At 71.0% G+C, this 26,969-nt stretch carries 23 protein-coding genes; 5 read left to right on the top strand and 18 right to left on the bottom strand.

Annotated features, from left to right (window positions below):
• Positions 1-4: 4 nt before the first annotated feature.
• On the bottom strand, positions 5-637 hold the full coding sequence (locus MMF94_RS03785; RefSeq protein WP_241034819.1) for a class I SAM-dependent methyltransferase: 633 nt from the start codon (positions 635-637) through the stop codon (positions 5-7).
• A gap of 53 nt (positions 638-690) precedes the next feature.
• Between MMF94_RS03785 and MMF94_RS03780 the strand changes: the two genes are divergently transcribed.
• Positions 691-1,164, top strand: coding sequence for a GNAT family N-acetyltransferase (locus MMF94_RS03780; protein WP_241034818.1), 474 nt, complete (start codon positions 691-693; stop codon positions 1,162-1,164).
• A 138-nt stretch (positions 1,165-1,302) separates the two neighbouring features.
• On the opposite strand, the gene MMF94_RS03775 is transcribed toward MMF94_RS03780, so the two are convergent.
• The 5 genes from MMF94_RS03775 to MMF94_RS03755 all read right to left on the bottom strand — a co-directional run bounded on the left by MMF94_RS03775 (position 1,303) and on the right by MMF94_RS03755 (position 6,479).
• Positions 1,303-1,743 (bottom strand): MarR family winged helix-turn-helix transcriptional regulator, encoded by a 441-nt coding sequence (locus MMF94_RS03775; protein ID WP_241034817.1) that lies wholly within the window; start codon positions 1,741-1,743, stop codon positions 1,303-1,305.
• A 281-nt stretch (positions 1,744-2,024) separates the two neighbouring features.
• A complete protein-coding gene (locus MMF94_RS03770) occupies positions 2,025-3,569 on the bottom strand; it encodes an amidase (protein ID WP_241034816.1) in 1,545 nt (514 codons plus the stop codon).
• Between the two features lie 98 nt (positions 3,570-3,667).
• The gene (locus tag MMF94_RS03765; RefSeq protein ID WP_241034815.1) at positions 3,668-5,098 is read right to left on the bottom strand and encodes a substrate-binding protein; all 1,431 of its coding nucleotides are present in this window, start codon (positions 5,096-5,098) and stop codon (positions 3,668-3,670) included.
• Positions 5,098-5,517 (bottom strand): ArsR/SmtB family transcription factor, encoded by a 420-nt coding sequence (locus MMF94_RS03760; protein WP_241034814.1) that lies wholly within the window; start codon positions 5,515-5,517, stop codon positions 5,098-5,100. The genes MMF94_RS03765 and MMF94_RS03760 overlap by 1 nt, the downstream gene beginning before the upstream one ends.
• A 65-nt stretch (positions 5,518-5,582) precedes the next feature.
• On the bottom strand, positions 5,583-6,479 hold the full coding sequence (locus tag MMF94_RS03755; protein WP_241034813.1) for a helix-turn-helix transcriptional regulator: 897 nt from the start codon (positions 6,477-6,479) through the stop codon (positions 5,583-5,585).
• A 101-nt stretch (positions 6,480-6,580) separates the two neighbouring features.
• Here MMF94_RS03755 and MMF94_RS03750 point away from each other — a divergent pair, with 101 nt between their 5' ends.
• Positions 6,581-7,327: an SDR family NAD(P)-dependent oxidoreductase gene (locus MMF94_RS03750; RefSeq protein WP_241034812.1), complete on the top strand. Its 747-nt coding sequence runs from the start codon at positions 6,581-6,583 to the stop codon at positions 7,325-7,327.
• Between the two features lie 22 nt (positions 7,328-7,349).
• Here the strand turns inward: MMF94_RS03750 and MMF94_RS03745 are convergent, their stop codons facing one another.
• The 3 genes from MMF94_RS03745 to MMF94_RS03735 form a co-directional block, all read right to left on the bottom strand.
• Entirely contained in the window at positions 7,350-8,621 is a 1,272-nt protein-coding gene (locus tag MMF94_RS03745) for a VOC family protein (RefSeq protein ID WP_241034811.1), read from the bottom strand.
• A complete protein-coding gene (locus MMF94_RS03740) occupies positions 8,618-9,151 on the bottom strand; it encodes an RNA polymerase sigma factor (protein WP_241034810.1) in 534 nt (177 codons plus the stop codon). Before MMF94_RS03740 ends, MMF94_RS03745 begins: the two co-directional genes overlap by 4 nt.
• Positions 9,152-9,251: 100 nt before the next feature.
• Positions 9,252-10,313 carry an alpha/beta fold hydrolase gene (locus tag MMF94_RS03735; RefSeq protein ID WP_241034809.1) on the bottom strand — a complete coding sequence of 354 codons (1,062 nt, stop codon included), beginning with the start codon at positions 10,311-10,313 and terminating at the stop codon, positions 9,252-9,254.
• Between the two features lie 122 nt (positions 10,314-10,435).
• On the opposite strand from MMF94_RS03735, the gene MMF94_RS03730 reads away from it, so the two are divergent.
• Both MMF94_RS03730 and MMF94_RS03725 read left to right on the top strand, forming a co-directional pair.
• A complete protein-coding gene (locus MMF94_RS03730; protein WP_241034808.1) occupies positions 10,436-11,482 on the top strand; it encodes a D-2-hydroxyacid dehydrogenase in 1,047 nt (348 codons plus the stop codon).
• Positions 11,483-11,815: 333 nt separating this feature from the next.
• Complete coding sequence (locus MMF94_RS03725) at positions 11,816-13,345, top strand: alpha/beta hydrolase (RefSeq protein WP_241034807.1); 1,530 nt, start codon at positions 11,816-11,818, stop codon at positions 13,343-13,345.
• 1,615 nt (positions 13,346-14,960) lie between these two features.
• Here the strand turns inward: MMF94_RS03725 and boxB are convergent.
• Positions 14,961-16,373 (bottom strand): benzoyl-CoA 2,3-epoxidase subunit BoxB, encoded by a 1,413-nt coding sequence (gene boxB / locus MMF94_RS03720; protein ID WP_241034806.1) that lies wholly within the window; start codon positions 16,371-16,373, stop codon positions 14,961-14,963.
• A 14-nt stretch (positions 16,374-16,387) separates the two neighbouring features.
• Positions 16,388-18,085 (bottom strand): 2,3-epoxybenzoyl-CoA dihydrolase, encoded by a 1,698-nt coding sequence (boxC, locus tag MMF94_RS03715; RefSeq protein ID WP_241034805.1) that lies wholly within the window; start codon positions 18,083-18,085, stop codon positions 16,388-16,390.
• Positions 18,086-18,244: 159 nt separating this feature from the next.
• Between boxC and MMF94_RS03710 the strand changes: the two genes are divergently transcribed.
• A complete protein-coding gene (locus tag MMF94_RS03710; protein WP_241034804.1) occupies positions 18,245-19,243 on the top strand; it encodes a LacI family DNA-binding transcriptional regulator in 999 nt (332 codons plus the stop codon).
• A gap of 165 nt (positions 19,244-19,408) precedes the next feature.
• Here the strand turns inward: MMF94_RS03710 and MMF94_RS03705 are convergent, their stop codons facing one another.
• From MMF94_RS03705 to MMF94_RS03675, 7 genes are all read right to left on the bottom strand, one after another.
• Entirely contained in the window at positions 19,409-20,236 is an 828-nt protein-coding gene (locus tag MMF94_RS03705; RefSeq protein ID WP_241034803.1) for a sugar phosphate isomerase/epimerase family protein, read from the bottom strand.
• Positions 20,237-20,268: 32 nt separating this feature from the next.
• The gene (locus MMF94_RS03700) at positions 20,269-21,471 is read right to left on the bottom strand and encodes a Gfo/Idh/MocA family protein (protein ID WP_241034802.1); all 1,203 of its coding nucleotides are present in this window, start codon (positions 21,469-21,471) and stop codon (positions 20,269-20,271) included.
• A gap of 11 nt (positions 21,472-21,482) precedes the next feature.
• Complete coding sequence (locus MMF94_RS03695; RefSeq protein WP_241034801.1) at positions 21,483-22,373, bottom strand: carbohydrate ABC transporter permease; 891 nt, start codon at positions 22,371-22,373, stop codon at positions 21,483-21,485.
• The gene (locus tag MMF94_RS03690) at positions 22,370-23,350 is read right to left on the bottom strand and encodes a carbohydrate ABC transporter permease (protein WP_241034800.1); all 981 of its coding nucleotides are present in this window, start codon (positions 23,348-23,350) and stop codon (positions 22,370-22,372) included. The genes MMF94_RS03695 and MMF94_RS03690 overlap by 4 nt, the downstream gene beginning before the upstream one ends.
• Positions 23,347-24,690 carry an ABC transporter substrate-binding protein gene (locus tag MMF94_RS03685; protein WP_241034799.1) on the bottom strand — a complete coding sequence of 448 codons (1,344 nt, stop codon included), beginning with the start codon at positions 24,688-24,690 and terminating at the stop codon, positions 23,347-23,349. Before MMF94_RS03685 ends, MMF94_RS03690 begins: the two co-directional genes overlap by 4 nt.
• Before the next feature lie 182 nt (positions 24,691-24,872).
• The gene (locus MMF94_RS03680) at positions 24,873-25,292 is read right to left on the bottom strand and encodes a GNAT family N-acetyltransferase (protein ID WP_241034798.1); all 420 of its coding nucleotides are present in this window, start codon (positions 25,290-25,292) and stop codon (positions 24,873-24,875) included.
• 13 nt (positions 25,293-25,305) lie between these two features.
• Positions 25,306-26,910 (bottom strand): benzoate-CoA ligase family protein, encoded by a 1,605-nt coding sequence (locus MMF94_RS03675; RefSeq protein ID WP_241034797.1) that lies wholly within the window; start codon positions 26,908-26,910, stop codon positions 25,306-25,308.
• Positions 26,911-26,969: the final 59 nt, after the last annotated feature.

Genomic DNA, 26,969 nt, shown 5'->3' with positions numbered 1-26,969 from the left:
CACGCTACAGCGGTGCCTGCGCCCGGACGATGAACACGCGGCGTGGACGTTCGGAAGCCGGGAGAAGGACCTCGGCGCGCGCTTCGGCGAATCCCGCTTCGTGGGCGAGTCCGGCGGCTTCCGTGGCGTCCCGCGGAACGGACAGGTGGCTCTCGACCATGCGACGGAACTCGGGCGACGGATGGAAGTCCTCGGCCATCGGCACGCTGAACACCACCTGTCCACCCGGACGCAGCACGCGCAGCCACTCGCGCAGAGCTTCGCGGCCGAGGAGGTGCAGTGCCGATGCGCAGAGCACCACGTCGGCGGAGCCCGTCACGAGGTCGAGCGGCATCGCGGGCGCGTGGCGCCACTCGATCCGGCCGCCGGGGTCCTCGTCCGCGGCCTTCGCCCGTGCCCTGTCGAGCATGCCCTGTGAGATGTCGATGCCCACCACTCGCCGTGCTGCGAGCCGGCGCAGCGCGGCGAACGCGGCGAAACCGGTGCCGGTGGCGACGTCGACGACCAGTGCCGGTGGGGAGGTCGGCTGCAGCCCGCGGACCAGCTCTTCGGCGATCTCGACGTGGTGGCGGTCCTCGTCGTAGGTGTCGGCGGCGGCGTCGAAGGCGGCGGCGGAGGCGGTGGCGATGTCGGACACCGGCTGGATCCTAGGAAACGTCGTGATCATCCGCGCGTCGATATCCTGCGCCGATGTCGTCCGTACGGATCGAGTCCGTGACCATCGACGAGCCCGCCGTGCGCGAGCTGATCGGGGAGCTGGACGCCGAGCTGCACGACCTGTATCCGGAGGCGGGAGCGGTCCACGACCGGCTCGACGCGGCTGAGGTGAGCGCAGGCCGCGGGGTGCTGCTCGCCGCCGTCGACGAGACGACGGGCGACCTGCTCGGCTGCGGAGCCGTGCGGCTGCGCGAACCGGGGGTCGCCGAGATCAAGCGAATGTACGTCCGGCCGCAGGCTCGCGGTCGTGGGATCGGCAGAGCGCTCCTGGGCGCGCTGGAGGCCGAGGCGGAGGCACTCTTCGCCGACCGCGTGGTGCTCGAGACCGGAGCTCGCCAGATCGAGGCCGTCGAGCTCTACCACCGCGCCGGATACGTCGAGATCGAGCGATTCGGGGAGTACGCCGACTCGCCGCTGAGCCTCTGCATGTCCCGCACGATCCACTAGCCGGTCGCGCGCCGGCCTGTCGGTGCCCCGTGCTCCACTGGAGGCGGAGGTGATGAGGGTGTCGTTCGTGCAGGGTCACGCTCGGAGCACCGGATGGGTGGTCGCCCACGTCCGGCGCCCCAACCGGGCCGAGGACGGTCAGCTTCCGCTGCTCACCGTGGTGCCGTTCCCGCGTTCCCGCGAGCCTGACGAGGAGCCCGGCGCGCACAGCTCCGCGAGGAAGTCTGCGATCACCTGCAGCTGAGCCGCGTCCCGGCGGTGCAGCACCGCGTCGAGATGCTCGCTGTGGGCCCGGTGGTGCTCCGCGAGGGTCTCCATCGCTTCGGGCACCGGGGTCACCAGCACCTTCCGCCGGTCGGTGGCGTCCCGCACGCGTCGCGCGTACCCGGCCTTCTCCAGCCGGTCGAGCACCCCTGTGACGGTGCCGGTGGTCAGCCCGCTCAGCTCGGCAAGACGGCCCGCGGTGAGCGGACCGTGCACGCCCAGCAGGGCCACGAACTGGCAGTCGCTTCCCCCGAGGCCCACCTGCTGGGCAACGGCCTGGGTGCGTAGCACGACGTCGGCGATGAACCGCCACATTGTAAGGTCGATTTCCGACCGCAGCTCGTCGGAATCCACATCGCCTCCTCGACTCACTCGCGTGGGAGATCGCGAACTGTGCTGCGACAAGATGCTCGCCTGTCCGCGTGGGGATCCAGGTGAGGACCCGACCGAGACAGGGTATGCCCGCGGTGCGGTGGCCGGGTGGCGGCGACAGCGGTGCGTGCATAGGCGGCGGCGCGCAGCAGCCGACGCCTTGACGAGGCGGCGGACCCACCGGGAGGGGGACCGGTGGGTCCGCCGCAGGCTCAGAGACGGTGCTAGGCGCCCGCCACTGCAACGGTCGTCGGGGCCGGGAAGCCCCCGACCGCCTGCTCGAACGTGTGGGCCACGCGCAGCACGGTGGCGTCGTCGAACCGCTTCCCGATGATCATCATCCCGGTCGGGAGACCGTTCGCCATCCCGGCCGGCACGTTGCACGCGGGGTGACCGGACACGTCCGTGGGAGCGGTGTTGGCCACCATCTCCAGGCCGCGGGCGATCACTTCCTCGCGGGGGGCGTCCTCGGCCGGGATGACCGAGGCCTGGATCGGCGTGGTCGGCATGACCAGCACGTCGAAACGCGACAGCGCCTCGTCGTAGGCCGCCTGAAGGTGCGATGTCAGGTTGCGGGCCATCGCGTAGTGCTTGCCCCGATAGCGATCGAGCGAGTACCGGCCCGAGAGCAGCACGAGCTTGACGGTCTCGGAGAACTGGCTGCCGTCCTCACGCCACTTGTTGCCGTAGAACTCCATCAGCTCGGGGTCGTAGAGGCCCTGCCAGTTCAGCCCGTAGCCGTTGGCGTCGACCATCTGCGCCGTGGCGCCTTCGATGGAGATGACGTCCCAGAGTTTCAGCCCATGTGCGTGCCAGGGGATCGAGACGTCCTCGGCCGTGAGCCCGGCCCCGCGCAGGGTCTCGATGGCCTCGCGGACGGCGTCGTCGACGTCCGGGTCGGAGTTCGGGTGCCCGAAGCCCTCGCTGACCACGCCGACGCGCAGTCCCTCCGCCGAGCGCTCGAGAGCACCCACGTAGTCGTCGACAACGAGGTCGGCCGGCTGCCGCGGGTCGTACCCATCCACCCCGGCGATGACGCTCAGCACCAGTGCGGCGTCCGCCACCGTGCGCGTCATAGGGCCCACGTGGTCGATCGTCTGCTCGATCGGGAACGCGCCCGTGTACGGCACGAGGCCATGGGTGGGCTTGTGCCCGACGATCCCGCTGAAAGATGCGGGCATGCGGATCGACCCACCTTGGTCGCCGCCCGTTGCGAAGTCGACCGCGCCGGATGCGACCAGCGCCGCGCTGCCGCTGGAGGACCCCCCGGAGGACCGGGTCGGGTCCCACGGGTTGCGCACCGGTCCCGAGCGTGACGTGTGCGAACCGCCGGAGAAGCAGAGGTCCTCGCACACCGACTTGCCCGCGATCGTGGCGCCGGCATCGAGCATCCGGGAGACGATCGTGGCGTCCCGGCGCGGGACGAAGCCCTCCACCGTGGCGGAGCCGTTCATCATCGGCACTCCGGCCACGGCGGTGTTGTCCTTGACCGCCACCGTGCGCCCGGCGAGCGGACCCTCACCGCTTCCGGTCACCTCGCAGGTCACGTACCAGGCGCCCAGCGGGTTCTCGGCCGCCTCCGGACGCGTCCAGGCCCGCTGCGGAACCGCCGGCTCGACCTCGGCGTGCAACCGCTCGACAACGTCCCACGACTGAAGCACGCCGTTCACCAGCGGGGCGAAGGACGCGACGTCGGTGTCGGTCAGACCCAGGCCGTAGCTCTCGGCGACCTTGGTGAGGATCGACGGATCAGGCGGCTGAACGGGCATCCGGGAATCTCCTCGCAGTCGGCAGACAACGCACCGTAACTAGGCGATACGGGACGCGTCAACGATCATTGGCGCGACGGCGAAGTTGTGATCGAACGTCAACCCGGGAGGCCTACGCGGAACCCGCCTCGCGTCGCCTCGGCCAGGAACATGCGCTGGCGCAGCGTCTCCGGCCCGACGACCGCGACCTCACCGCGGGGGAAGTCGTCGCGGCTGCCGCGCAGCTCGCGAGCGATGTCTTCCAGATCGTCGACACCCGCGCGCCGGACTGCCTTGGCGTAGAGATGGATCGCCTCGTACACCGACTCCGTGATGCTCGAGACCGGCGGTGCGAACGGTCCGAACGCCGATCGGTACCGCTGCAGGAACGCCTCGTTGACGTCGCCGGGAAGTTCCTCGAAGTACCCCGAGACCCCCCACATGCCGGCCGCGGCGTCGTCGCCGATGCGCTCGCGGGTGGGCTCGTCGAGGGCGAGCGCGAGGGAGCGGCACCGATCGCGGACGCCCATCGCGTGGCATTGCCGCTCGAAGTGCACCAGGTCGGCTCCCACGAAGGACGACAGGATGACGTCGGCGCCGGAGTTCAGGACGTCCTCGATGAGGGGGGCGAAGTCGCGCGTGCCCAGCGGGGCGAAGGTCTCCCCCACCACGGTGCCGCCGTCCTCGGCGAGCACCCGCCGGGCCGTGCTGTGCACCATCTGGGGCCACACGTAGTCGTTGCCCGCGAGGAACCACCGGCGCCCGCCCGCCACCTGCATGATCGGACGCGCCGCAGCCCGCAACTGGTTCTCGGGGCGTTCCCCGAGCTGAACGCGCAGCGCGCCGCCGCTGCCGCCCTCGTTCATGACGGGCTGGACCATCAGCACGCCCGAGTCGCGCAGTTCGTCGGCGGCGCGGGAGAACGTGGCCGACGTCGTGCTCGCCATGATCACCCGGCAGCCGGCGTGCACGAGCCGCCACGCCTCGATCGTGCCGAGCCGCGGGTCGGTGGCGTCGTCCCCGACCACCAGCCGCATCGGCCTGCCGTCGACGCCGCCCTCGGCGTTGATCTCGTCGACGGCCATCGCCGCGAGGTTCTCGGTGCCCGACGCGAACACGCTGGCCGGCCCGGACTTGCTCGTCAACAGGCCCACGGGATGGGTGCCCTCGGGGGCGCCGTCGGGCACGCTGAACCCGCGGCGGCGCATCAGCCAGTGGAGGCCGGCATCGTCGAGGTCGGCGATCAGGCGGACCCGGGTGCCGGCACCGTCGGGGTCGACGTGCACCCGTAGTCGCCCACGCCACGGCTGGTCGTGCCGGATCTCGATGCGCGACGGCGCGCGGACCGCGGAGATCCGGCCGAGGATCTCCACCGGGCCTGCGGCCACGCCGAACATCGGCGCCTGCAACGTGACGACCGCGCCGACGGCGACCCGGTCGCACACCGCGTCGAAGACCCAACCTGCGCCCGCGCCCGCGCCGAACAGCGCGAATACCGCTTCTGGCGGCGCGTCGACGTGCTCTTCGGCGGTGAGCGCGAGCCGCCCCATCACATGGCTCTGCGGACGGACCCGTCGGGGTGGGCTGCGCCGGCGACCGGCCGGGCCGCGGGCGCGGTCGCCGTGCCGGAACGAGCGATGCTCACCCGGTCGGTGCTCGCGGCGGTGTTCTCGGCAGCGGCCTTCGCGGCGTCGAGCGATCCCTGGAACAGCTCGATCAGCAGCTGGATCACTTCCTGCGCAGGCCCGGTGGGGTCCACCGAGTAGTAGCGGAAGCGTCCGGTACGGCGTTCGGCGATGAGCCCCGCGGTGCGCAGTACACGCAGGTGGCTGGAGACGGCCGTGCGGCCGACCCGGCTGATCTGCTCGGACAGCTCACCCGCGCTGCACTCGTCGCGCTGGGAGAGCAGCGTGAGGATCTCGCGGCGAACCGGATCCGCGAGGGCGTCGAACGCCTCGTCAGCAACCACCTCGGTCGTCCCTCCTGCTCATCGCCCGCCCTCGCTGCACATTGATCCGCTCGCAGGCTCGCTCACTACCGGCCCCCCTGAGTGATGTCCTGACCTTGTATAGGCGCTTGAGCGTAGCCCGTCGAGATGTGACCTACGTCTTGCAGACCGATCACGCGGAGCAGCTGCAGCGCTTCGGCGGCCGGTGTGCCGGGTGCGGCGGAGTAGACCAGCAGCACTTGGTCGTCGCCATGCACCACGAGCGCGTTGCAGTCCAGTTCCAGCACCCCGAGCTCCGGGTGGTGGATCCGCTTCGTGTCGCCGTGACGCTCGTCGAGCTCGCGCAGGGTCCATAGTCGTTCGAAGTCGGCACTCGCCGCTCGTAGGTCCGACACCAGGCGCTGCAGATCCGGGTCGGCCGGGTAGCGGGCGGCGCATCGGCGCAGTTCGGAGACCAGGGCTCGATCGAGTCGCTCGCGTTCCTCCGCGTGGAACTCGACCCGGTGCGTCCCGGTGAACGCCTGCCTCGCGATGTTGCGCTGGGCGGGCGGGATCGACGACAGGTCCCCGAGCAGTGCGACCGCCATCGGGTTCCAGGCCAGAACGTCGCTCTTCGCGTCGAGTAGGAGGGCGGGGAGATCGGTGAAACGGTCCATCAACCGCAGCACACTCGGCCGGACGGCGCTGCGGATCCGGCCCGGCAAGGGCGGGGTGCTGCCGGCCAGGTGGAAGAGGTGGTCCCGCTCGGCATCCGTGACCCGCAGCGCTCTGGCCAGCGCGGACAACACCCCGTCGGACGGGTGCGGACCGCGGCCCTGTTCGAGCCGCGTCAGGTAGTCGACCGACACTCCCGCGAGAGCGGCGACCTCCTCACGCCGCAGCCCCGGCGTGCGTCGGCGCAGCCCCGCTGGCACTCCCACGTCGGACGGGCGGAGCCGCTCGCGCCAGGTGCGTAGCGTGCTGCCGAACTCGGTGCGGTCCACAGGATGAGCATGGCGCACGCAGCGCTCTGGCAGCCTGGTACAAGCAGTCCCGGCCTGAGTCGGCCCTGGTAGGCGGCCCCGCCCGGCCGCACCGTCGAGGCATGACGGAATCGACGGGGACATTCGGGATGACGCCCGTGGGCGGAGCGACGATCGCGCTGGTGACCGGCGCGAACAAGGGCATCGGCCTGGCGACCGTGCGCCGGTTGGCAGAGCGCGGCTGGACGGTGCTGCTGGGGGCGCGCGACGCCCGGCGCGGGGCGGCCGCAGCCGCGGGCCTCGACGGTGACGTGACGGTGCTCCCGCTGGACGTGACCAGCGACGAGTCCGTGGCGAGCGCAGCGAAGGAGGTCGTGAGCCGCTACGGGCGGCTCGACGTGCTGGTGAACAACGCCGGGATCCTCGGGCCGCTGGTGTCGGCGCTGGACACCGGCGCCGAGGAGATGCTCGCCTGCTACGCGACGAACGTGTTCGGGCCGGTCCGCGTGACGAGGGCGTTCGTGCCTCTGCTGCGGCGCTCGGCCGCGCCGCGGATCGTGATGGTGTCGAGCGGGATGGGCTCGATGACCATCACCGGCGACCCGGAGCGGCCGGAGTCGCAGATCGTGGCGCTCACGTACCCGTCGTCCAAGGCGGCTCTCAACATGGTCATGAGCCAGTACGCGCGGGCGCTGCCGGAGTTCCGGATCAACGCCGCCGACCCCGGCTACACGGCCACGGACCTCAACGGCAACTCCGGCGTCCAGACCGTGGACGAGGGCAGCGACGCCGTCGTCGCCCTCGCGACCGTGGCGCCGGACGGCCCGACCGGCCGGTTCTTCGACCGCTCCGGCCCGCTGCCCTGGTGAGCGGCCCGTGCTCGGGCCCGGTTCAGCGCTCGACGAGCTGGAAGTGGCCGCCCTGATCGTCGCGGCACTCGGCCACCGTCCCGAAGCGGCGCTGCTCGGGCCCGGTGCTGCTGCCTCCCGCTCCGCGGACGGAATCCACCGCGGCGGCGAGGTCGGGAACGGTGAATGCCGGCACCACTGCGGCGTCCTCGGAGTGGCCGCCCCAGATCGAGGTGCGCGGCCGCGGCTCGTACCCCGCCGTTCGGACGTTCCACCCGTCCGGGACACGGGCGGGGGCGAAACCCCAGCCGAGAACAGTGCCGTAGAAGGCCCGCGCGCGGCGCGCGTCCGGCGTCCGCAACACGAGGTGGGCGATCCCGTTGCGGGGCTCGGACGACGGGGCCGGGGCGGACCCACCCGTCCACAGCGCGAAGGGCACGCCCATGTCGTCCACGCAGTCGGCGACGCGGCCGTGCGGCTCGTCGGTGGGCTCGCCCGCCGTGCCACCGGCGGCCAGCACCACGGCGGCGGCCGCGTCCACGTCCGGCACGGCGTAGCAGAGCATGGCGGTGGGCCGGGCGTGCCCACCGGAGAGCCCCAGCCGGGCGCCCGCATTCGTCACGTGACGGTCCTGCGGTCCGTGCCCCCGAGCCGTGACCCAGCCCAGCACGGCCCCGTAGAACCGCTCGGCCCGTTCGACGTCGTCCGTCCAGATCGAGGTGTAGACGACGTCTCCCGGCCGTGGCGCCGCAGCCGACGGGGCCTCACGCGACACCATCCACCGGTGCCCGGAGGGATCCCGCACCACGCCGCCGCGGCCATGGGGGGAGTCGGCCACGGGACGCTCCAGTTCGGCGCCCGCGGCGACCGCGCGCTGCACCACCGCGTCCGGGTCGGCGACCTCGATGCGCAGCGACTGGCTGGGGCCGCCGCGTGTGACAGGGGCCAGAAGGTCCATCTCGGGGTACTCGTCGGCGAGCATCAGCACGCTGTCGCCGACCTCGATCTCGACGTGCCCGATGCGGCCGTCCGGCATCACGATCGGTTCGCCCCGCTCCGCCGCGCCGAACGCGTCGACATAGAAGTCGACGGCGGCGCGGGCGTCGGCGGCCGCGAGGTACGGCGTGATGGTGTGCTGAGTGGGCGGCTGCGAAGGCGCGGCCACGTTCGTGGCCGTCGCCTCCACGGCAGACATGCGGGCCTCCCGTGGGGCGAACAGGGCCTGCTCGACGCGGGCGCGCAGGCCACTGGCGAACTCCAGGTCGGGCGCGGCGGGAGCGTCGGGGATGCGGAGGGCGTCGAAGGCGTCGGTCATCGCGGGCCTTCCTTCTCGACTGCCGCGTAGCTGTGGCGAAACGCGCTCCGCGCGCGAACCAGCAGCGCCTCCGTGGCGTGCACGGTGCGGCCCAGGACCTGCGCGACGTCGGGCACCGGCAGCCCGTCGAGATAGCGCAGGGTGAGCGCGGCCCGGTGGGTGCTGGTCTGCGCGTCGAGCACCTCGTGGGCGAGCATCGCGTCGAGCCGCTCCTCCCACGGGTCCTGCACCGGGTCCGGCTCGGCCAGAGCGACGGTGATCCGCCCGCGATGTTCACGCTCGGCGGCGCGCCAGTGGTCGATCAGCTTGTGGCGGGCGATGCCGATGAGCCACGCCGTGGTGGGTGCCGGGGGCGGCTCACGCCGGCACGCGGCGACGGCGGCGAGGAAGGTCTCCGCCGTCAACTCCTCCGCGAGTGCCTGCCAGCCGCAGCGCGCCAGCAGGTAGCCGTAGACCTGAGGGAGCGCCACGTCGTAGAGGTCGAGCAGCACGGCACCGGCGTCCGGCCGGACCCTCTCGCCGCTGTGCACACCTCTTCATCGGCGCGCGGGAGCGCTCTCCGACGGTGGTTCACCCGATCCGACCAGCGAGCCGGGGTGACTCGCCGGCCGGAACGGGCGACTCGCGGCGTCAGGTGGACGTCAGGAACTCCGTGAACACCGCGAGCCACTTCTCTCGGGCGTCCAGATGCGGGGCGTGCCCGGACCCGTCGAAGAACTCGGTGCGGACCGTCCCGCCCGCCTGCGCGTAGCGCTCCAGCACCTCCCTGATCTGGCTCACCATCGGCTGCGGCGGGAACACGTCCGGCCCCGGCCAGTTCGGGACGGTCCCTGATGCGCCGAGCGTGCCCAGCTCCAGCGACGAGCCGTCGGCGACCACGAGGTCGGCGCTGCCGTGCGTCCAGAGGACGGGAGGCTTGGGATCCAGGTCGACGATGCCCGCCCAGTTGCAGTACTTGGGGGACAGCGCGTTGAGCAGGCCCGACGTTCCGGGGGCCATCCCGGGCCAGTTCGGCGAGGTCGCGAGGTCACCCGGGTAGTTGGCCTCGCCCGTCACCGTCTTGAGGATCTCGGAGACGAGCAGGTCCTCGCGCTCGGGCGACTCGCGATGGCCCGGTGCGACGTAGAAGGCGTTGAAGACGTTGCGGACGGAGAGGGGGCTCTCGTCCGAGTCGTCGCCCGCGGTGATGCGCCGCACGAGTTCGGGGTTGACGGTGCCGGCGCCGGAACCCGCGAAGTCGGGGAAGCAGGGTGTGCCGTCGGCGCGCACGCCGCCGTAGCCGTAGGGCGAAACCGGATCGAGGAGGGTCAGCGACGCGACGGGCCGGTCCATCGCGTACCGGGCGATCGCCGCACCTGCGGTCGACCAGCCGACGAGATGGGGCGGCTCGTCGATTCCGAGGGCGCGGACCAGCGCGAACACGTCGTCCGCCCAGTCCGCGAGGCCACGGGTCGCGTCGACGGGAGCGGGCTCGGAGTCGCCGAAGCAGCGCATGTCCGGCGCGATCACCCTGTACTGCGGGAGCTCGGGCATCAGGTGCTCGAAGAAACGGCTGGTCGAGAGGTTTCCGTGCACCATGATGATCGGGGTGCCGTCGGCCGGGCCCGAGTCGAGGTAGTGCATGCGGATGCGGTCGGTGTCGACGGTCGCGGAACGTACGCCGGGGAGCAGCGCCGTCGGTGACAGGGTCATGCGCGGATGCTCTCGGGTGTCGGTCTGCCGGGCAAGGTCCGCAGCGGGGCCGGCTCGTCGTCGTGACAGGGTGTGTCACCGAAGCCGCGGACAGCAGCGGCGGTCGGAGCAGGAGGTGGCGGGTGGAGGATCGGCTCCGGGTCGCGGTGGCGACGCCCCTGAGCGAGGAGCTGTGCGGGCTGATCGAGCGTCTGGAGCCGCGCATCGACCTGGTGCGCGACCAGGAACTGCTACCGCCGGTGCGCTACCCGGCCGACCACGCCGGCGATCCGTCGTTCGTCCGTACCCCGGAGCAGCGGGAGCGCTTCCAGAAGATGCTCGACGCGGCGGAGGCGCTCTACGGGATCCCGGACGACCGCCCCGCCGAGCTGCGCCGCGCCGTCGAGGCCAACCCTGGCCTGCGCTGGGTGCACACGATGGCCGCCGGGGGAGGCGCCCATGTGAAGGCGGCCGGCCTCACCCAGGAGCAGCTCGACCGCGTCACCTTCACGACGTCGGCGGGTGTCCACGCCGCCCCGCTCACGGAGTTCGCGCTGCTCGGGCTGCTGGCGGGGGCGAAGAACCTGCCGAAGCTGCTCGTCGAGAAGGCCGCGCATCGCTGGGGCCGCTGGCCGGTGGCCCAGTTGCGGGAACAGACGGTGCTGGTGGTCGGGCTCGGCGGGATCGGCAGCGAGGTCGCCAGGGTGCTCGCGGCGCTCGGTACGCGGGTGATCGGCACGAGCAGGCGCGGCGAGCCCGTGGACGGTGTGGCCGAGCTGGTGCATCCCGACGAGCTCGCCGCAGTGGTCGGGCGGGTCGACGGCATCGTCGTCACTCTTCCCGGCACGGACGCCACCGAGAAGCTGGTGAGCGCCGACGTGCTCGCCGCCGTCCGGCCCGGCGTGACGATCGTCAACGTCGGCCGTGGCACGGTCATCGACGAGGACGCCCTGATCGACGGCCTGCGCGACGGGCGTATCGGCTTCGCGGCGCTCGACGTGTTCGCGGTGGAGCCGCTTGATGCGGCCAGCCCGCTGTGGGAGCTGCCGAACGTGCTGATCAGCCCGCACACCGCCACCATCACCGCGGCGGAGGACCGGCGGATCGCCGAGCTCTTCGCGGAGAACGCCGGCCGGCTCCTCGACGGACGCCCGCTACGTAACGTGGTGAACACCGTCGAGTTCTACTAGCGGCATCTGCACGGAGGAGCGCGACCGGCGGGGTGCGCACCGCCGCCCTTACTGAGACGCAGATCACAGTTTTGCCCTCGCGGGGCTGCCTGGGGCCTTTATGGACCCGTCTGTCCGGTGTGGAGGGCGGCGGGACACAGCGGGAAACCGCCGAGCAGTTCCGCATGTGAGCATCTGCCCTCGGCAGGCCGTGCCTCGGATTGAGGTTTGGGCGGCGATAGCGCAGAGTGACGTGTCGCTCGTAGGGGGATCTGTCGCTCGCATCGGGGCAGAAGTCGGAGGGCATGCGTGCGCAGAATTGTGACAATTGTTGCGGCAGCTGGGCTTGTGGCGGTGGGGGCCGCTGTCGCGCCGGCGGGCCATCCGGCGCTCGCGACGGCGGAGGCGCACGCCGCCGTGCAGACCGGCGCGGCCACGCCTGACTACACGCCACCACCGGTGGCATGGGCGCCATGCGCCGTCGAACCACTGAAGGCCGCGTCGGCGCAGTGCGGGACCGTCGAGGTGCCGCTCGACTACTCCGCACCCCAGAAGACGAAGATCAAGCTCGCGGTGTCGATGGTGAAGCACACCGTGCCCGACAACCAGTACCAGGGCGTCATGCTCGTCAACCCGGGCGGGCCGGGCGGTTCCGGCCTCGGGCTCTCGCTCCTCGGCGGCGCGGTGCCGCGCAACGTCGGTTCGAGCTACGACTGGATCGGCTTCGACCCGCGCGGTGTGGGGTCGAGCGAGCCCAGGTTGAGCTGCATCCCCGACTACGGCGGCTACAACCGCCCCGACTACGACCCCGACGCAGGCACCGAGGCCGCCTGGCTGAAGCGCGCGCAGTCCTACGCCCAGTCCTGCAAGGCCAAGGGCGGCGCTCTCCTGCGCCATCTCACCACCGTCGACACCATCAACGACATGGAGAGCATCCGGAAGGCGCTCGGCGCCGACCAGATCAACTACTACGGCTTCTCCTACGGCACCTACATCGGCCAGGTGTACGCCACGATGTTCCCGGACCGGGTGCGCCGGATGGTGCTCGACGGCGTGGTCGACGAGCGGAACGTCTGGTACGAGGCGAACCTCAGCCAGGACGTCGCGTTTGACCGCAACGAGAAGATCTTCTTCGACTGGATCGCCAAGAACGACAACATCTACAAGCTCGGCAACAGCGGCGATGACATCGAGAAGCTCTTCTACTCGGAGAAGGACAAGCTGCGCCAGAATCCGGCCGGCGGCCAGATCGGGCCGGACGAGTTCACCGACCTCTTCCTCGGGGCGGGCTACGACGTCCGCAACTACGAGGCCGTCGCGAGCGCCTTCTCACGCTGGGTGCACAACGGCGACGCCGGGGCGCTGAAGGCGGTCTACGACAGTTCGGGCTCGCCAACCGACGACAACAACTACGCCATCTACCTCGCGGTGCAGTGCACCGACGCGCCCTGGCCCGCCGACTGGAGCACCTGGCAGGACGACAACACGAGGGTGGCGGCCAAGGCGCCGTTCGAGACCTGGGCCAACGCCTGGTACAACGCGCCCTGCGCCTTCTGGCCGGTCAAACCGGGAGCCGACAAGCCGGTGAAGATCGACGGCAGCAAGCTGAAGAACCTGCTGCTGGTCAGCGAGACGCTCGACGGTGCCACGCCCTACGAAGGCGCCCTCCAGGCCCGCCGCGAGTTCCCCAACTCCGCGCTGGTGGAAGGCACGGGCGGCACCACGCACGCGGCGTCGCTCTCGAGCGGCAACGACTGCGTGAACGACCACGTCGCCGACTACCTCGCCAACGGCACGCTGCCCGAGCGCAAGTCCGGCGACACCTCGGACGCTCAGTGCTCCCCGCTCCCGCAGCCGACCCCGACCGCACTGGCGGTCTCATAACCGTCCAGCGCACCTGCGGGTGTCCGGTCCGTTGAGGGTCGGACACCCGCAGGCGGCGGTGAGCGAGCCGGCCCGCCGCCGCTCGATCCCTGGGTCGCTCCGGGTGCCGACCGGTGATCACCGCGATCCCGCGGACGGTTGCCCGGTGGCGTGATCACTGTTTGGGGAGCGGAAGCCGTGCTGGGGACGGCTGTGCGTCCCGAACTGGTGATCATGGTGCCGCTCCGGCTCGGCGCTGCGTGGTGATCGTCGTTTGGGGAGCGGGAGCTGTGTTGGCGCGGCTGCGCGTCCCAAAACGATGATCATGGTGCCGCTCCGGCTCGGCCCTAGGTGGTGATCATCGTTTGGGGAGCGGTGGGTGTGTTGGGCGTGGCTGAGCGTCCCGAACTGGTGATCATGGTGCGTGCTGCGGGCCGGTGCCCCGTGGTGATCGTTGTTTCGGGCGCGGTAGCTGCGTGGGGCCCGTGTGTGCGTCCCAAGTGGTGATCATGGTGGGGCGGCCGGGGTGGGCGAGTGGGGGCGGTGGCTGCGGCGGGCTGGCCTCGATGGTGTCGACCAGCGATGCGCTCGAGCCCGCTGGCAGGTGCGGGGTGGCGTGATCATCGTTTGGGGGCGGTAGCCGTGCGTGGGACGGCTGCGCGTCCCGAAACGATGATCATGGTGCCGCTGCGGCTCGGCGCTGCGCGGTGATCGTCGCTTGGGGAGCGGTTGGTGTGTTGGGCGCGGCTGCGCGTCCCGAACTCGTGATCACGTGCCGGCCTGGCGCCGAGGCCCGGTGGTGATCGTTGTTTCGGGCGCGGTAGCTGCGTGGGGCCCGTGTGTACGTCCCCAAGTGGTGATCATGGTGGGGGCGGCCGGTGCGGGCGTAGTAGGGCGGTGGTGCGGCAGGCTGGCCGGTCGGTGCCAACCGCTGGTCACCTCGGCCCCGCCAGCGGGCTCCGCGGCGGCGTGATCATTGTTTCGGGAGCGGTAGCCGTGCTGGGGACGGCTCCGCGTCCCGAACTGGTGATCATGGTGCCGCTGTGGGCCGGCGCTGTGCGGTGATCATTGTTCGGGGAGCGGTAGCCGTGCTGGGCGCGGCTGCGCCTCCCGAAACGATGACCATGGTGCCGCTCCCACTCGGCGCCGCGTGGTGATCATCGTTTGGGGACTGGCAGTTGCGTCTGCCGCGGCCGCACGTCCCCGGCTGGTGATCATGATGGAGCGGCTGTGGTGGGCGGGTGTGGGCGCGCGGTGCTGCGGCGGGCTGGCCCGCATGAAGCCGACCGAATGATCGCCTGGATTCCCCGGCGGGGCTCGTGATCGTTGTTCGGGGAGCGGTAGCCGTGCTGGGCGCGGCTGTGCGTCCCGAGCTGGTGATCATGGTGTCGCTGCGGGCCGGCGCTGTGCGGTGATCGTCGTTTGGGGAGCGGTAGCCGTGCGTGGGACGGCTGCGCGTCCCGAACCGGTGATCATGGTGCCGCTGCGGCTCGGCGCTGCGCGGTGATCGTCGTTCGGGGCCCAGTAGCTGTGCCGGGCGCGGCTCAGCGTCCCCAGCCGGTGATCATGATCGGGACGGTGGAGGGATCGCACCCCGGCCTACGACGGACAGTGGGCCGGGGCGCGTCTCACGGGCTCAGGGGAAGTGGACGTACTCGTACTCGAACGGCTTGTCGTTGATGCCGTGCGACGGCGGGGCGATCCAGCCCGCGATCTTGCCGGGCTCGTAGACCGGGCGCATCAGGGATCGGACGTGGGTCTTGTCGGCCTCGGTCGGCAGCCACCTGTCGCGGTTGGCCTCCCAGGCGTCTGCACCCACGAGGTCGCCCTTGGGCGTGATGTGGTGCTCGGAGAACAGGCCGACGTCGCGGTTGAACCCGACGTGCGGCAGTGTCAGCCGCTGGTCGACGCCACCCTGCTCGAGCACGCGGTTCCAGCGCTTGAGCCCGCTTTGACAGTCGGAGATGTACTCGGTGCGCAGGTCGTTGTTGAGCGCCAGCAGCGCCGGGACCTCGTCGGAGGTGAGCTCGCCGTCGCGGACGAGCTGGATGTGGGCCGAGTCCTCGGTGAGCACGTGGTCGTCCTTGCGCCGCTCCTCCTGCCAGCGTCCCTTGAGGCCCGCGGTGAAGTAGTTGGCGGCGTTGGTGGACTGCTCGGAGCCGAAGAGGTCGAGCGAGACCGAGTAGTGGAAGTTGATGTACTTCTGGATCACGTCGAGCGGGATGCCGCCGTGTGGGGCGATGTCCTCGGTGTCGTGCTCGCGCATCAGCTCGGCGCTGCGGGCCACGACGCGGTCGACACCCGTGGTGCCGACGAACATGTGGTGCGCCTCCTCCTTGAGCATGAACTCGCAGGTGCGCGACAGCGGGTCGAACGCCGACTCCTTCAGCGTGCCGAGCTGGTACTTCCCGTCCCGGTCGGTGAAGTAGGTGAACATGTAGAACGACAGCCAGTCGGGCGTCTCCTCGTTGAACGCGCCGAGGATGCGCGGGCTGTCGAGGTCGCCCGAGTTGCGCTGCAGCAGCGCCTCGGCCTCCTCGCGACCGTTCCGACCGAAGAAGGCGTGCAGCAGGTAGACCATCGCCCAAAGGTGGCGGCCTTCCTCCACGTTGACCTGGAAGAGGTTTCGCAGGTCGTAGAGCGACGGCGCGGTTTCGCCGAGCCGTCGCTGCTGCTCCACCGAGGCGGGCTCGGTGTCGCCCTGGATGACGATCAGCCGCTGCAGGTCGGCGCGGTACTCGCCGGGGACCTGCTGCCAGACCGGCTCGCCCTTCTGCTCGCCGAACGCGATCCGCCGGTCGGCGTTGCGCTCGGCGAGGAAGACCCCCCACCGGTACTCCTCCATGGCGACGTGGTCGAAGTGGGCCCACCCCTCACGGCCCACGGCGACCGCCGTACGGAGGTACACGTCTTCGGTCGGAACGGCCGGGCCCATCGTCTTCCACCAGTTGAGGAAGTTGGGCTGCCAGCTCTCCAGCGCGCGCTGGAGCTTGCGGTCGCCGGCCAGATCCACGTTGTTCGGGATCTTCTCGGAGTAGTCGATCGGCATGATTCGCTCTGCTCTCAGACTCGCTTGCGGTCGAAGTCGGCCTTGCGTCCCGTGCCGTATCTGCGCAACGCGCCGTCGGGGCCGGAGGCGTTGGGTCGAACGAAGATCCAGTTCTGCCACGCGGTGAGCCGCGAGAAGATGCGCGACTCCATGGTCTCCGGCCCGACGAACCGGTGGTTGGCCTCCATGCCGGTGAGCGCGTCGGGGGAGAGGGAGGCGCGCTCCTCCAGCATGATCCGGATCTCGTCCGCCCAGTCGATGTCGTCCGGGGCGTCGGTGACGAGGCCCAGTTCCATGGCCTCGACGGCCTCGATCCGGCGGCCGGTCTCCTGGCGCAGCTTGGCGACGTGGTCGTCGTCGCCGTAGAAGCGTGAGGCCAGCCGCGAGAGGCCGTTCGACATCGGGAACGCGCCGAAGTTCGATTCGGAGAGCACGATCTGCGCGGGCTCGCCCTCCTGGGCGTCTTCCTCGAGGAAGCCCTCCAGCATGTACTGCCGGTCGCACGCGAGCGCCAGCTCCAGCAGCGCGCCGGCGAAGCACGAGCCGGGTTCGATCAGCGCGATCAGCGAGCGCGACGTGACGTCGAGGCGCTTGAGCACGCGCTTGAAGTAGTGGCGGATCTCGCCCACCAGCCAGTCGTCGCGGGAGTGCTCAGCGATGACCCGTTCGAACGCGAGCGCGTGTTCGACGGCCCCCTTCGTGCGGATGATCCAGGTGCCGAGCTCCAGCTCGTTGGTGCGCAGCCGCAGGATGAGGTCGTCGAGCTCGCGGGTCATCGCGAGCGGCCAGAAGTCGGCGCCGAGCTCGTGCACACGCGCGACGGTGTCGGGGACGTCCCCCTCCGGGCCGTGCACGGTGATCTCCACCAGGCCCTGCGACCGGTCGAAGCGGGCCTCGACGTGCTGGTAGCGGATGCCGTCGGCGGTCTCCTCGCGCTCCAGCGGGGTGAGGGAGATGCCCTGCACGTCAACGGGACGGGTGGAGCGGGCGGCCGCAGCGGCGGCCCGCTCGCGCACGGTTTCGTCCCACACCCGCTTCGGCACCACCTCGTCGACGAGCTTCCACTCGACCGCCTGCTTGCCGCGCACCCCTTCGGGGCGTGTCGCGAAGACGTCGGCGCGGTCCTTGCGGACCCGGCGCTTGTCGGTGACCCGGGTGAGCCCACCGGTGCCGGGCAGCACGCCGAGCAGCGGTACCTCCGGCAGCGACACTGCAGACGAGTTGTCGTCGATCAGCAGGATCTGCTCGCACGCCAGAGCGAGCTCGTAGCCCCCACCCGCGGCGGTGCCGTTGACGGCCGCGAGGTACGTCTGGCCGGAGTTGGCCGTGGCGTCCTCCATGCCGTTGCGGGTCTCGTTGGTGAACTTGCAGAAGTTCACCTTCCACGGGTGCGAGCTCTGGGCGAGCATCCGGATGTTGGCGCCTGCGCAGAAGTTGCGGTCCTTCGCGCTGGTGACGACCACGGACCGGACCTGCGGGTGCTCGAAGCGCAACCGCTGCGTGGCGTCGTAGAGCTCGATGTCCACGCCGAGGTCGTAGCTGTTCATCTTCAGCTCGTAGCCCGGGACGATGCCGCCCGCCTCGTCGATGTCGAGGCGGAGGTAGGCGATCTCCCCGTCGATGTCGAGGCTCCAGTGCCGGTACGACGCAGGCTTGGTGTCGAACGAGACCGCCGGGATCGCGGCCTGGTCGGGATCTGCGGTGGTCGTCATCGGCTCCTCCGTGGGTCGCACAACACTCTACAACATCAACGCTCGACGGGCCATGTGTGTAGAACTTTGAGAGCCTTACCCGGCGCAAGCGCTTGCAGTAGCGTGCAATCCGCGGCGGGTCCCGACCGCCGCATCGCAACGGTGCGAGCAAGGGGGGCCATGGCGACGATCCACGACGTGGCCAGCGCCTGCGGGGTCTCCATCTCCACGGTGTCGCGGGCCATCTCCCGGCCCGACCTCGTCAACGCCGCCACTCGCGAGCGGGTGCTGGCCGCCGTCGCCGAGCTGGACTACCAGCCGAGCACCGCCGCCCGCTCGCTCATGTCGGGCCGGTCGATGACGCTCGCGCTGCTCGTCCCCGACATCACCAACCCGTTCTTCTTCGACCTCGTCCGGGGCACTCAGGCCCAGGCTGCCGCGGCGGGCTACAGCCAGATCCTGATCGACACCAACGAGTCCGTGGAGCTGGAGCACCAGCACATCGCGACCGCGGCGAAGGGCGCCGACGGCCTGGTGCTGGGGGCGTCACGGCTGGGCGACGACGCGCTGCGCGAGGCGGCCCGCTCGGTGCCGCTCACCGCCGTCAACCGCAGCACGCCCGGAGTCACCTCGGTGGTGATCGACACCCCGTCGGGCATGATCCAGGCCGTGCACCACCTGGCCTCGCTCGGCCACCGCGATGTCGCCTACCTGTCCGGCCCGCGCTCGTCGTGGTCCAACGGACGGCGCTGGCGGGCCGTGCAGCTGGGCGCGCGCCAGGCCGGGTTGTCGGTCCGGCGCCTCGGGCCGTTCCCGCCCACCCGCGCGGCGGGTGCGGCAGCGGCCGACGCCGCCGTGCACGCCGGTGTGACGGCTGTGATGGCCTTCAACGACCTGATCGCGCTGGGCGTGTTGCAGCGGCTGTTCGCTCGCGGGGTGGCGGTGCCGGACGACATGAGCGTGGTCGGGTGCGACGACACCTTCGGCGCCGACTTCTGCCACCCGCCGTTGACCACCATCACCGCGTCGATCGAGCAGGTCGGGCGCCTGGCCACGGACATGCTGCTGGAGCAGCTGCGGTCGGTGGCGCCCCCGCCGCGTGTGCACACCGTGCCGGCCGTGCTGACGATCCGCGGTTCGACCGGACCCGTCCCCGCCAGGAGAAGACCCCGTCACTGACATCCAGGGAAGAGCCCTGGTGCGACGAGCACGCCGACGTCGACCGGCTGCTCGCCGCCACCGCCGCCCTCGATGCCGGCCTGACCGGATCGCGGTCCGCCGCACAGCTCGGGCCGCCCGCCTGGCCGGCGAGTGATCGCCGGGCCCGGCCGGGCGACGTGTGCTCTACCGGAACGGGATGTCCTGCTCGCGCAGCAGTCCCGTGAACGCCGCGTGCGCCACGGCGAACAGCTCCGGTCCGCTGAACCCGCCGCGCGCGCTCGCCTGCGCGAGATGCGGCTCCAGTGAGAAACAGCCGTCGAAACCGTCGGCGCGCAGGGCCGCCAGGGTCTGTGCCACCTCGCCGTCGCCCTTCCCGGCCGGCACCACTTCGCCGGTCGCGGCGATCGCGTCCTTGATCTGGATGTACTCCACGTACGGGCGCAGCATCTCGTAGCCCTCGCTGAACGGCCGGACACCGCACTGCACGAAGTTGGCGGGGTCCCAGGTGAGGCGCAGCGCCTGAGAACCCACGGACTCGACGATGTCGAGGCAGCGGTCGGGGACGTCCCCGTAGATCGCCTTCTCGTTCTCGTGCAGCATCACGACCCCGTGCTGTTCGGCCGCCGCTGCCAGCGCCGACATGCCGCGCAGGACGGTGTCGCGGTCGGCGGCGGGATCCTTGGCGTCCCTCGGGTAGAAGGAGAAGACCCGCACGTAGGGTGCGCCGAGCCGGCGTCCGACCTGCGCGCAGCGGCGGAAGCGGGCAACGTGCTCGTCGAGGTCAGCGGTCACCGGCACCTTGCCGATGGGCGAGCCGATCGAGGACACCGTGATGCCTGCCCCGTCGAGGGTGCGGGCGATGCGCTCCACCTGCTCCTCGTCGAAGTCGGAGACGTTCGTGTCCCAGGCACCGCGCAGCTCCAGCTGGGTCATCCCCAGCTCCCTGAGCACGCGCACCTGCTCGTCCAGGTCGGGGGAGATCTCGTCGGCGAAGCCGGACAGGGTCCACACGGGCTGCTCCTCGGGTCGGGTCGGAAGGGGTCTCAGCTGACGGCGGCGGGTCGCCGAGGTGGTTCGGGCGTGGGCACGATCCGGCCGTCCAGCACATCGGCGATCGCGACCGTCGCGCCGGTCCGGGCGGACTCGTAGACGGCCTGCACGGTGGCCAGGGCGAGCAGGGCGTCGGCCACGGTCACGCCCGGTGCGCGGCCCGTCCGGATCGCGTCGAGGACGTCGCGGTACTGACGCTCGTGGCCGGCGAACATGGCGCTGGTGCCCGGGCCCCCTCCGACCTGCTGCCCGCTCTCCTCGGGACCGACGAGCTGCGCCGCCTGGTTGCCGTCGCCGCCGATCCCACGGTTCGGCCCGACGCCCGCGTCCCCGGCCGCCTCCACGCTGGAGCGGCGGGCGCTGTGGAAGTAGTACAGCCGATCGTTGTCCACCACCGCCGAGCCCGCGTCGCCCATCACCTGCAGCCGGACGGTGAGGCCGGGGTAGGCCGCCGTGGTGGCGTGCAGCGTCGCGAGCGCGCCGGACTCGAAGCGGACCACGGCGGCCACGGTGTCCTCCACCTCCACCCGCTCATGGGCGAGCAGCGCCGTGTGGGCCACCACGTCGATCGGCCGGCCGAGGAACCACAACAGCAGGTCGACGGTGTGCACACCCTGGTTCATCAGCGCGCCGCCCCCGTCGAGATCCCAGGTGCCGCGCCAGTCGCCGGAGTCGTAGTAGCCCTGGCTGCGCCACCACGACACCGTCGCGACGGCCGAGGTGACCCTGCCGAGTTCCCCGCGCGTCACGGCCTCGTGGACGGCCACGCTCGCCGGGTCGAAACGGTGCTGGCTGATCACGGCGGCGACGAGGCCGGGGCGGCGGGCCGCGGCCTCGGCGACGGCCCGGCCCGCTGTCACGCTGACGTCGAGCGGCTTCTCCACCACCAGATGGCGCCCGGACTCGAGAACCGGCACCCCGACCGCGGCGTGCGCGCCGCTGGGCACGCAGACGGCGACGGCGTCGACATCGTCGCGGGCCAGCGCCTCGGCCAGGGACGTGGTGACGGCGGGCCGGTCACCGAACAGCCCAGCCACGTGGTCGGCCACGGCGTCCGCCGCAGCCGGATCGGTGTCCACGAGCACGCTGAGCGCTGTGTCCTCCCCGGCGGCGAGGACCTCCGCGTGCAGGCGTCCGATCACCCCGCAACCGACGACGGCGAACCGTACGGGTGCGTGCGGCACGGAATCGTTCACTGCCGAATCGTTCACTTCAGGCCTCCGGTCAGGCCACCCACGAGGTAGCGCTGGAAGATCAGATACAGGACGACGACGGGCACGGCACACACCACGGCGGACGACATGACCTGCCCGTACAGCGGGAGCGCCCCACCCTCCTGGGAAGCCCCGAACGCCTGCAGCACGACAGCTGCCGTACGGGTCCGGGGCTGGGTGAGCACGCTCGCGAACAGCACGTCGTTCCAGCCCAGCAGGAAGGAGAAGATCGCGGCGACGATGAGTCCGGGGGCGCTCAGCGGGAGCACGATGCGGCGCAGCACCCCGATGCGGCTCAGGCCGTCCAGGAGCCCGGCCTCTTCGAGTTCCACGGGCATCCCGCGGAGGTAGGTGACCATCACCCAGGTCGCAAACGGCAGCGCGAACGTCAGGTAGGTGATCATCAGGCCCCAGGTCGTACCCACCACCGTGATGCCGAGGTAGGTGGGCGCCGAGGCGTAGACGACGAACAGCGGGAGCAGCAGCAACGTGCCGGGCACGCTCTGCAGGCCCACCAGCGCCCGCAGGAACGTGATGCGCCCGAGGAACGTGAACCGGACGAGCACGTAGGCGGTGGCCACCGCGAGCAGCGCCGAGACCACGGCGACGACACCGCAGACCAGCACGCTGGTGGCGAGGCCCTGCGCCAGCGGCACCGTGGTCCAGATCGCGATCCAGTTCTCGAGCGTGACGCTGCTGGGAACGACCGAGCCCGAGGCCACCTCGATGTCGGGCATCGCGGAAGCCGCGAGGATGTAGGCGCACGGTGCCAGTACGAGCAGCACCAGCACGGCGATCACGCCACGGCGAAGGCCCGGCGGAAGGATCGCGGTGGCGTCCACACCGGAACGCCTGCGGCCGGTGGCTCTCACGCCGGTCGTCATCTGGGGGCCCCCTTCTCCAGCCCGGTGTCGAGCCGCACGGCCCGCAGGTAGAACAGCAGCGGGATCAGCACCAGCACCAGCGAGGCCACCGACATGGCCGCGGCGAGGCCGAAGCGGAACGTCTGGAACGAGGCCGAGTAGATCGCGATCGGCAGGACGTTCACCTCGTCGGGGGCGGGGGAGCCGAACAGCACGAACGGCAGCGTGAAGTTGTTGAGGTGGTGCAGGGTCGCGATGATCACCGCCAGCAGGAGGGGACCGCGCAGGCTCGGCAGCACGATGTACACCGTCTTCTGCCACCACGACGCCCCGTCCACGGCCACGGCCTCGTGCACCTCGCGGCCGATGGACTGCAGTCCGGCCAGGCAGAGCAGATAGACGAACGGCCACGCCGCCCAGGTGTCGACCAGCACGAGCGTCCAGAAGGTGCGGCCCCCGATCAGCCAGTTGCCCCCGTCGATCCCGACGCTGCCGAGCACGGTGTTGACCGCGCCGTCGGGCCCGAGCGCGATGCGCCAGACGGTGCCGACCACGAAGGTCGGCAGCACGTAGGGGATGAGGAAGATCGAGCGCACGAGGCCGCGGCCCCGGAAGCTGTCGTGCGCGGCGAACGCCGCGGCGAGCCCGAGCGGCAGCGTCAGCACCGTGGTCAGCACGCTGAACGCGACGCTCAGCCACACGCTGTGCAGCAGCGGCCCTGATGCGACGGCCTCGACGTAGTTGCCGAGACCGAGGAACGGCGCCCCCGCCCACTGCCGCAGCGTGTACTGGTCGAGGTCGGTGACCGACATCCACAGCGCCAGTACGAACGGCACGACGACCACCACGAGCAGCAGCAGGCCGCCCGGCGTCATCAGCCACAGCGGCCCCTGCCGTCGCCGGGCCGTCCTGGCCGGGCCGGTGCGCTGCGGCCCGGCCGTCGCGGCGACCGGGCGGGTCGCCATGGGTGGCCGGCCCGCCGGGCTGGTGAGGCTCACCGGGCGGCCGCCGCCTTGTCGACGGCAGCCTGCGCGGTCTTCTGGAGGTCGGCGAGCTGTCGCTGCACCTGGTCGGGCGGCACCGAGCCCGCGCTCAGCCCGGCGAGCGACTGCACCGTGATGTTCGTCAGCCCCAGCTGGATCTCCGACCACGCTCCGGTGAACGGAGTGGGCTTGGCCTGCTTGCCCGCCTCCAGCACCGGCCCGTACTGATCCTTCCCGCTGGCCACCGAGTCGGCGGCCGCCGCGTTGACCGGCAGCACCCCGAACACGTCGGAGAAGTGCTTCTGCTCGGCCTCCGAGGTGACGAGCTCCACGTACTGCAGGGCCAGGTCCTGCTGCGGCGAGTAGGACGCGACCACGAGGTTCTGGCCGGACACGATGCTGGCTGCGGGCACGCCGCCTGCGGGCAGTGCGCTCTCGCCCGGCGGGACGGTCGGCATCGGCGCGAACGCGTACGAGTTCGCCACGGGCGACTTCGCGAGCGTCGGGATGACGCTCGTGCTGGTCATGGCGAACATCGCGGACTTCCCGGACGCGAAGCTCGCCGTGGCGTCCGGCGAGGACCAGTTGACCGCGTCCGGGTTCACGATCTTGTCCTTCGTCAGGAACCCGAAGTAGGCGTCGTACGCCCGTGCGACCGTGGGGTCGTCGAGCCGGGCGGTCGTGCCCTCCACCAGCGGGTTGCCGTACTGCTGGGCGAACATCCAGACGTACTTCCAGGGCGAGAAGTTGTCCTTGTAGTCCATCGCGAGGCCGTACGTGTCGCCCTGGGTCAGCTTCTTCGCGTCCGCCACCAGCTCGTCCCACGTGGACGGTGGCCCGTCGATGCCCGCGGCGGCGAACATCTGGGTGTTGTAGACGAGCACGAACGGGATCGACGAGAACGGCACCGCGATCTGGTCCGCCTCGTCGGGGCCGGACATCGCCAGCGTGGAGGGCACGAACCGGTCCCGGCCCCCGACGGCGTCCCACTGCTCGTCGCCGAACTTCAGGAACGCGCCGCTGGAGTAGGCGGTGGGGGTGAACGTCGTGCCGATCTCGTAGATGTCCGGGCCCTGACCCGAGACCACGGAGGTCTGGATCTTCTGCTGTTCCTCGGTGGCCGAGCTGTAGGTCTCGAACTCGACGGTCGCGCCGGTCTTCTTCTGGAACTCGTCCTTGATGCGCTGCATCCACTGCTGCTGCTGGTCGGGATAGGACGCCTGCCTGCTGAGGTAGACCTGCAGCGTCTGACCGGCGTGGTCACCGCCGCCGCTGCTCGACCCGCCCCCGCACGCCGCGATGGTCACCGCCACCCCGAGCACACCCGCCAACGCCAGGAACCTTCGACCGGACATCGTCAGACCTCCTTGTCTGATCGCAGCCGCGGACCCGCCTGCTGGGGCCCGAAGATAGGCAGGCTGCATCCGGGGGCACAATCCCTTGCAGGAATTTGCAGTCCCGGCGTCCGGACGATCGGCACCCTCGTCCGATAGATCCGGTTGAACGGCCCTCGCGTCCGATGGGAGGAGCCGGGGTGTCAGGCCCCTTCTGCCGGCACCTTCTTGCGCAGCTCGCCCACGGAGTTGGGGGTGAAGCCGTGCGCGGCGAGGAAGCCGGTGACCTTCTCGGGATCCGGATGACGGTCCGGCACGACGTTGTAGATGTAGTTCAGATGACGGGCAGCGGCCTCCTCCTCCAGCCGCGCGAGGATGAACGCGCCGACGCCGGACCGGCGCCGCCGCGGATCCACGAGCACGAGGATCTCCGCGTCACCCCAGGTGTCGTCGAGCCGGCCGTAGCCGATGATCTGGTCGCCGTCCTCCACGCGCCACCACTCGTCGGCGAGGACGTCGCCGACGCCGGGACTGCCGAAGCCGAACAGCTCCGGGGCCAGGTCGCCGAGCACGCGCTTCTTGTCGGTGTCCCAGTGCGCGGGCGTCTCCCGGACCCACCTCACGGCCGCACCTCCGTCATGACTGCACCTCCGCGACGTCCGCCGCCGTGATGGGCACCGGTGCCTCGGTGGCGGTGGCGAGGGCCCGCAGGCGGAAACGCTGGATCTTGCCCGTGGCCGTCCTGGGCAGCTCGTCCACCTCGACGACGAGCCGGGGCCGCTTGAACGACGCGAGCCCGGCCCGGCAGAACTCGATGATCTCGTCCTGGTCCACCGCCATGCCCGGCCGCGGCACGACGTAGGCGACCGGCTTGTCGAGCCCGTCCGCATCCGGCACGCCGACGACCACGGCCTCGGCCAGCGCCGGATGCTCCAGCAGCCTGGTCTCCACCTCGGTGGGGCTCACCCAGATCCCGCCGACCTTGAGCACGTCGTCGGCCCGGCCGAGGCAGGTGTAGCTCCCGTCCTCGCCGCGCACGTACTGGTCGCCCGTGCGCATCCACTCGCCCTGGAACACCGCCCGGTTCACCTCGGTGCGACACCAGTAGCCCGTGCAGATCGAGTCGCCCGCGATGTAGAGCATCCCGGACTCGCCTGCCCCCTCGATCACGCTGCCGTCGGTGCGGCGCAGCTCCACCCGGTACCCGGGGACGGGGAATCCGGAGCTGCCGGGAACGACCTTGCCGGCGACGTTGGAGATGAAGATGTGCAGCGCCTCGGTGGAGCCGATGCCGTCGAGGATCTCGAAGCCGTACTGATCGCGGACGCCGTGGAACATCCGGGCGGGAAGCGTCTCGCCCGCCGAGACTCCGTTGCGGACGGTCGCGAACTTCTCCCGCGGGAGGTCGGCGGCCATCAACGGGCCCCAGAAGCTCGGACCGCCGAAGAACAGCGTGACCCCGTGCTCGGCCACGCGGTCGGCGTACAGCGCCGGGTTCGGCCGCGACGGCTCCAGCACGGTGGTGGCGCCCACTGCCAGTGGGAAGAACAGCGAATTGCCGATGCCATAGGCGAAGAAGAGCTTGGCCACCGACAGGCAGACATCGTCCGGTCCAACGGCGAGCACCTGATCCGCGTAGGTCTCGCAGACGTAGCGGATGTCGGTGTGCCGGTGCATCGCGCCCTTGGGGGTGCCCGTGGTGCCCGAGGTGTAGAGCCACAGCGCGGGCGACTCGTCCCACGTGCGGTAGGCCTCGCCGACCTCGACGTCGCGACCGCTGTCGAGAAGGGCCTGCCACGTGAGCGTGGCCGCGCCGCTGACCTGCGGCTCGGCGTCCCCGGTGAGCACGACGTGGCGCAGGTCGGGGGCGTCCGTCGCGGCGATGGTCACGGCGTCGGCGAACCGCGCGTCGCCGAGCAGCACGCGGGCACGCGAGTCGGTGACCAGCTTGTGCAGCTCGCCACCGGTGAGCATGGTCGAGGACGGCACGGCCACCGCCCCGATGTACATCGTGGCGAGGATCGCCGTGGCGAGCTCGACGTCGTCCGCCATGCACATCAGCACCCGCTCCTCGGGGCGCACGCCGATCGCGACGAGCCCGGCGGCGACGCGGCGGACCTCGCCGACGAGTTCCCCGTAGGTGAGGCTCCCGCCCGGGTGGATGATCGCCACACGGTCACCGTCTCCGGCGGCGACACGGCGCTGCGTGAGGTACTCGGCGGCGTTCAAGAGTTCGGTCATGACGGCGCTCACTCCCATGCCGGATCGGGTGGCCAGACACTACAGCTTGATCCATCGCC

The organism is Pseudonocardia alaniniphila, from assembly GCF_022524485.1.
GTDB lineage: Bacteria > Actinomycetota > Actinomycetes > Mycobacteriales > Pseudonocardiaceae > Pseudonocardia > Pseudonocardia alaniniphila.
The sequence above is the reverse complement of the archived record's forward strand: the minus strand, read 5'-3'. Positions and strand labels throughout refer to the sequence as shown.

Bases quoted from the DNA above. Each gene is read 5' to 3' on its own strand.
- MMF94_RS03780 (WP_241034818.1), top strand. From the start codon at position 691: ATGTCGTCCGTACGGATCGAGTCCGTGACCATCGACGAGCCCGCCGTG.
- MMF94_RS03775 (WP_241034817.1), bottom strand. From the start codon at position 1,743: ATGTGGCGGTTCATCGCCGACGTCGTGCTACGCACCCAGGCCGTTGCC.
- MMF94_RS03770 (WP_241034816.1), bottom strand. From the start codon at position 3,569: ATGCCCGTTCAGCCGCCTGATCCGTCGATCCTCACCAAGGTCGCCGAG.
- MMF94_RS03765 (WP_241034815.1), bottom strand. From the start codon at position 5,098: ATGGGGCGGCTCGCGCTCACCGCCGAAGAGCACGTCGACGCGCCGCCA.
- MMF94_RS03750 (WP_241034812.1), top strand. From the start codon at position 6,581: ATGACGGAATCGACGGGGACATTCGGGATGACGCCCGTGGGCGGAGCG.
- MMF94_RS03745 (WP_241034811.1), bottom strand. From the start codon at position 8,621: ATGACCGACGCCTTCGACGCCCTCCGCATCCCCGACGCTCCCGCCGCG.
- MMF94_RS03735 (WP_241034809.1), bottom strand. From the start codon at position 10,313: ATGACCCTGTCACCGACGGCGCTGCTCCCCGGCGTACGTTCCGCGACC.
- boxB (WP_241034806.1), bottom strand. From the start codon at position 16,373: ATGCCGATCGACTACTCCGAGAAGATCCCGAACAACGTGGATCTGGCC.
- boxC (WP_241034805.1), bottom strand. From the start codon at position 18,085: ATGACGACCACCGCAGATCCCGACCAGGCCGCGATCCCGGCGGTCTCG.
- MMF94_RS03710 (WP_241034804.1), top strand. From the start codon at position 18,245: ATGGCGACGATCCACGACGTGGCCAGCGCCTGCGGGGTCTCCATCTCC.
- MMF94_RS03695 (WP_241034801.1), bottom strand. From the start codon at position 22,373: ATGACGACCGGCGTGAGAGCCACCGGCCGCAGGCGTTCCGGTGTGGAC.
- MMF94_RS03685 (WP_241034799.1), bottom strand. From the start codon at position 24,690: ATGTCCGGTCGAAGGTTCCTGGCGTTGGCGGGTGTGCTCGGGGTGGCG.
- MMF94_RS03675 (WP_241034797.1), bottom strand. From the start codon at position 26,910: ATGACCGAACTCTTGAACGCCGCCGAGTACCTCACGCAGCGCCGTGTC.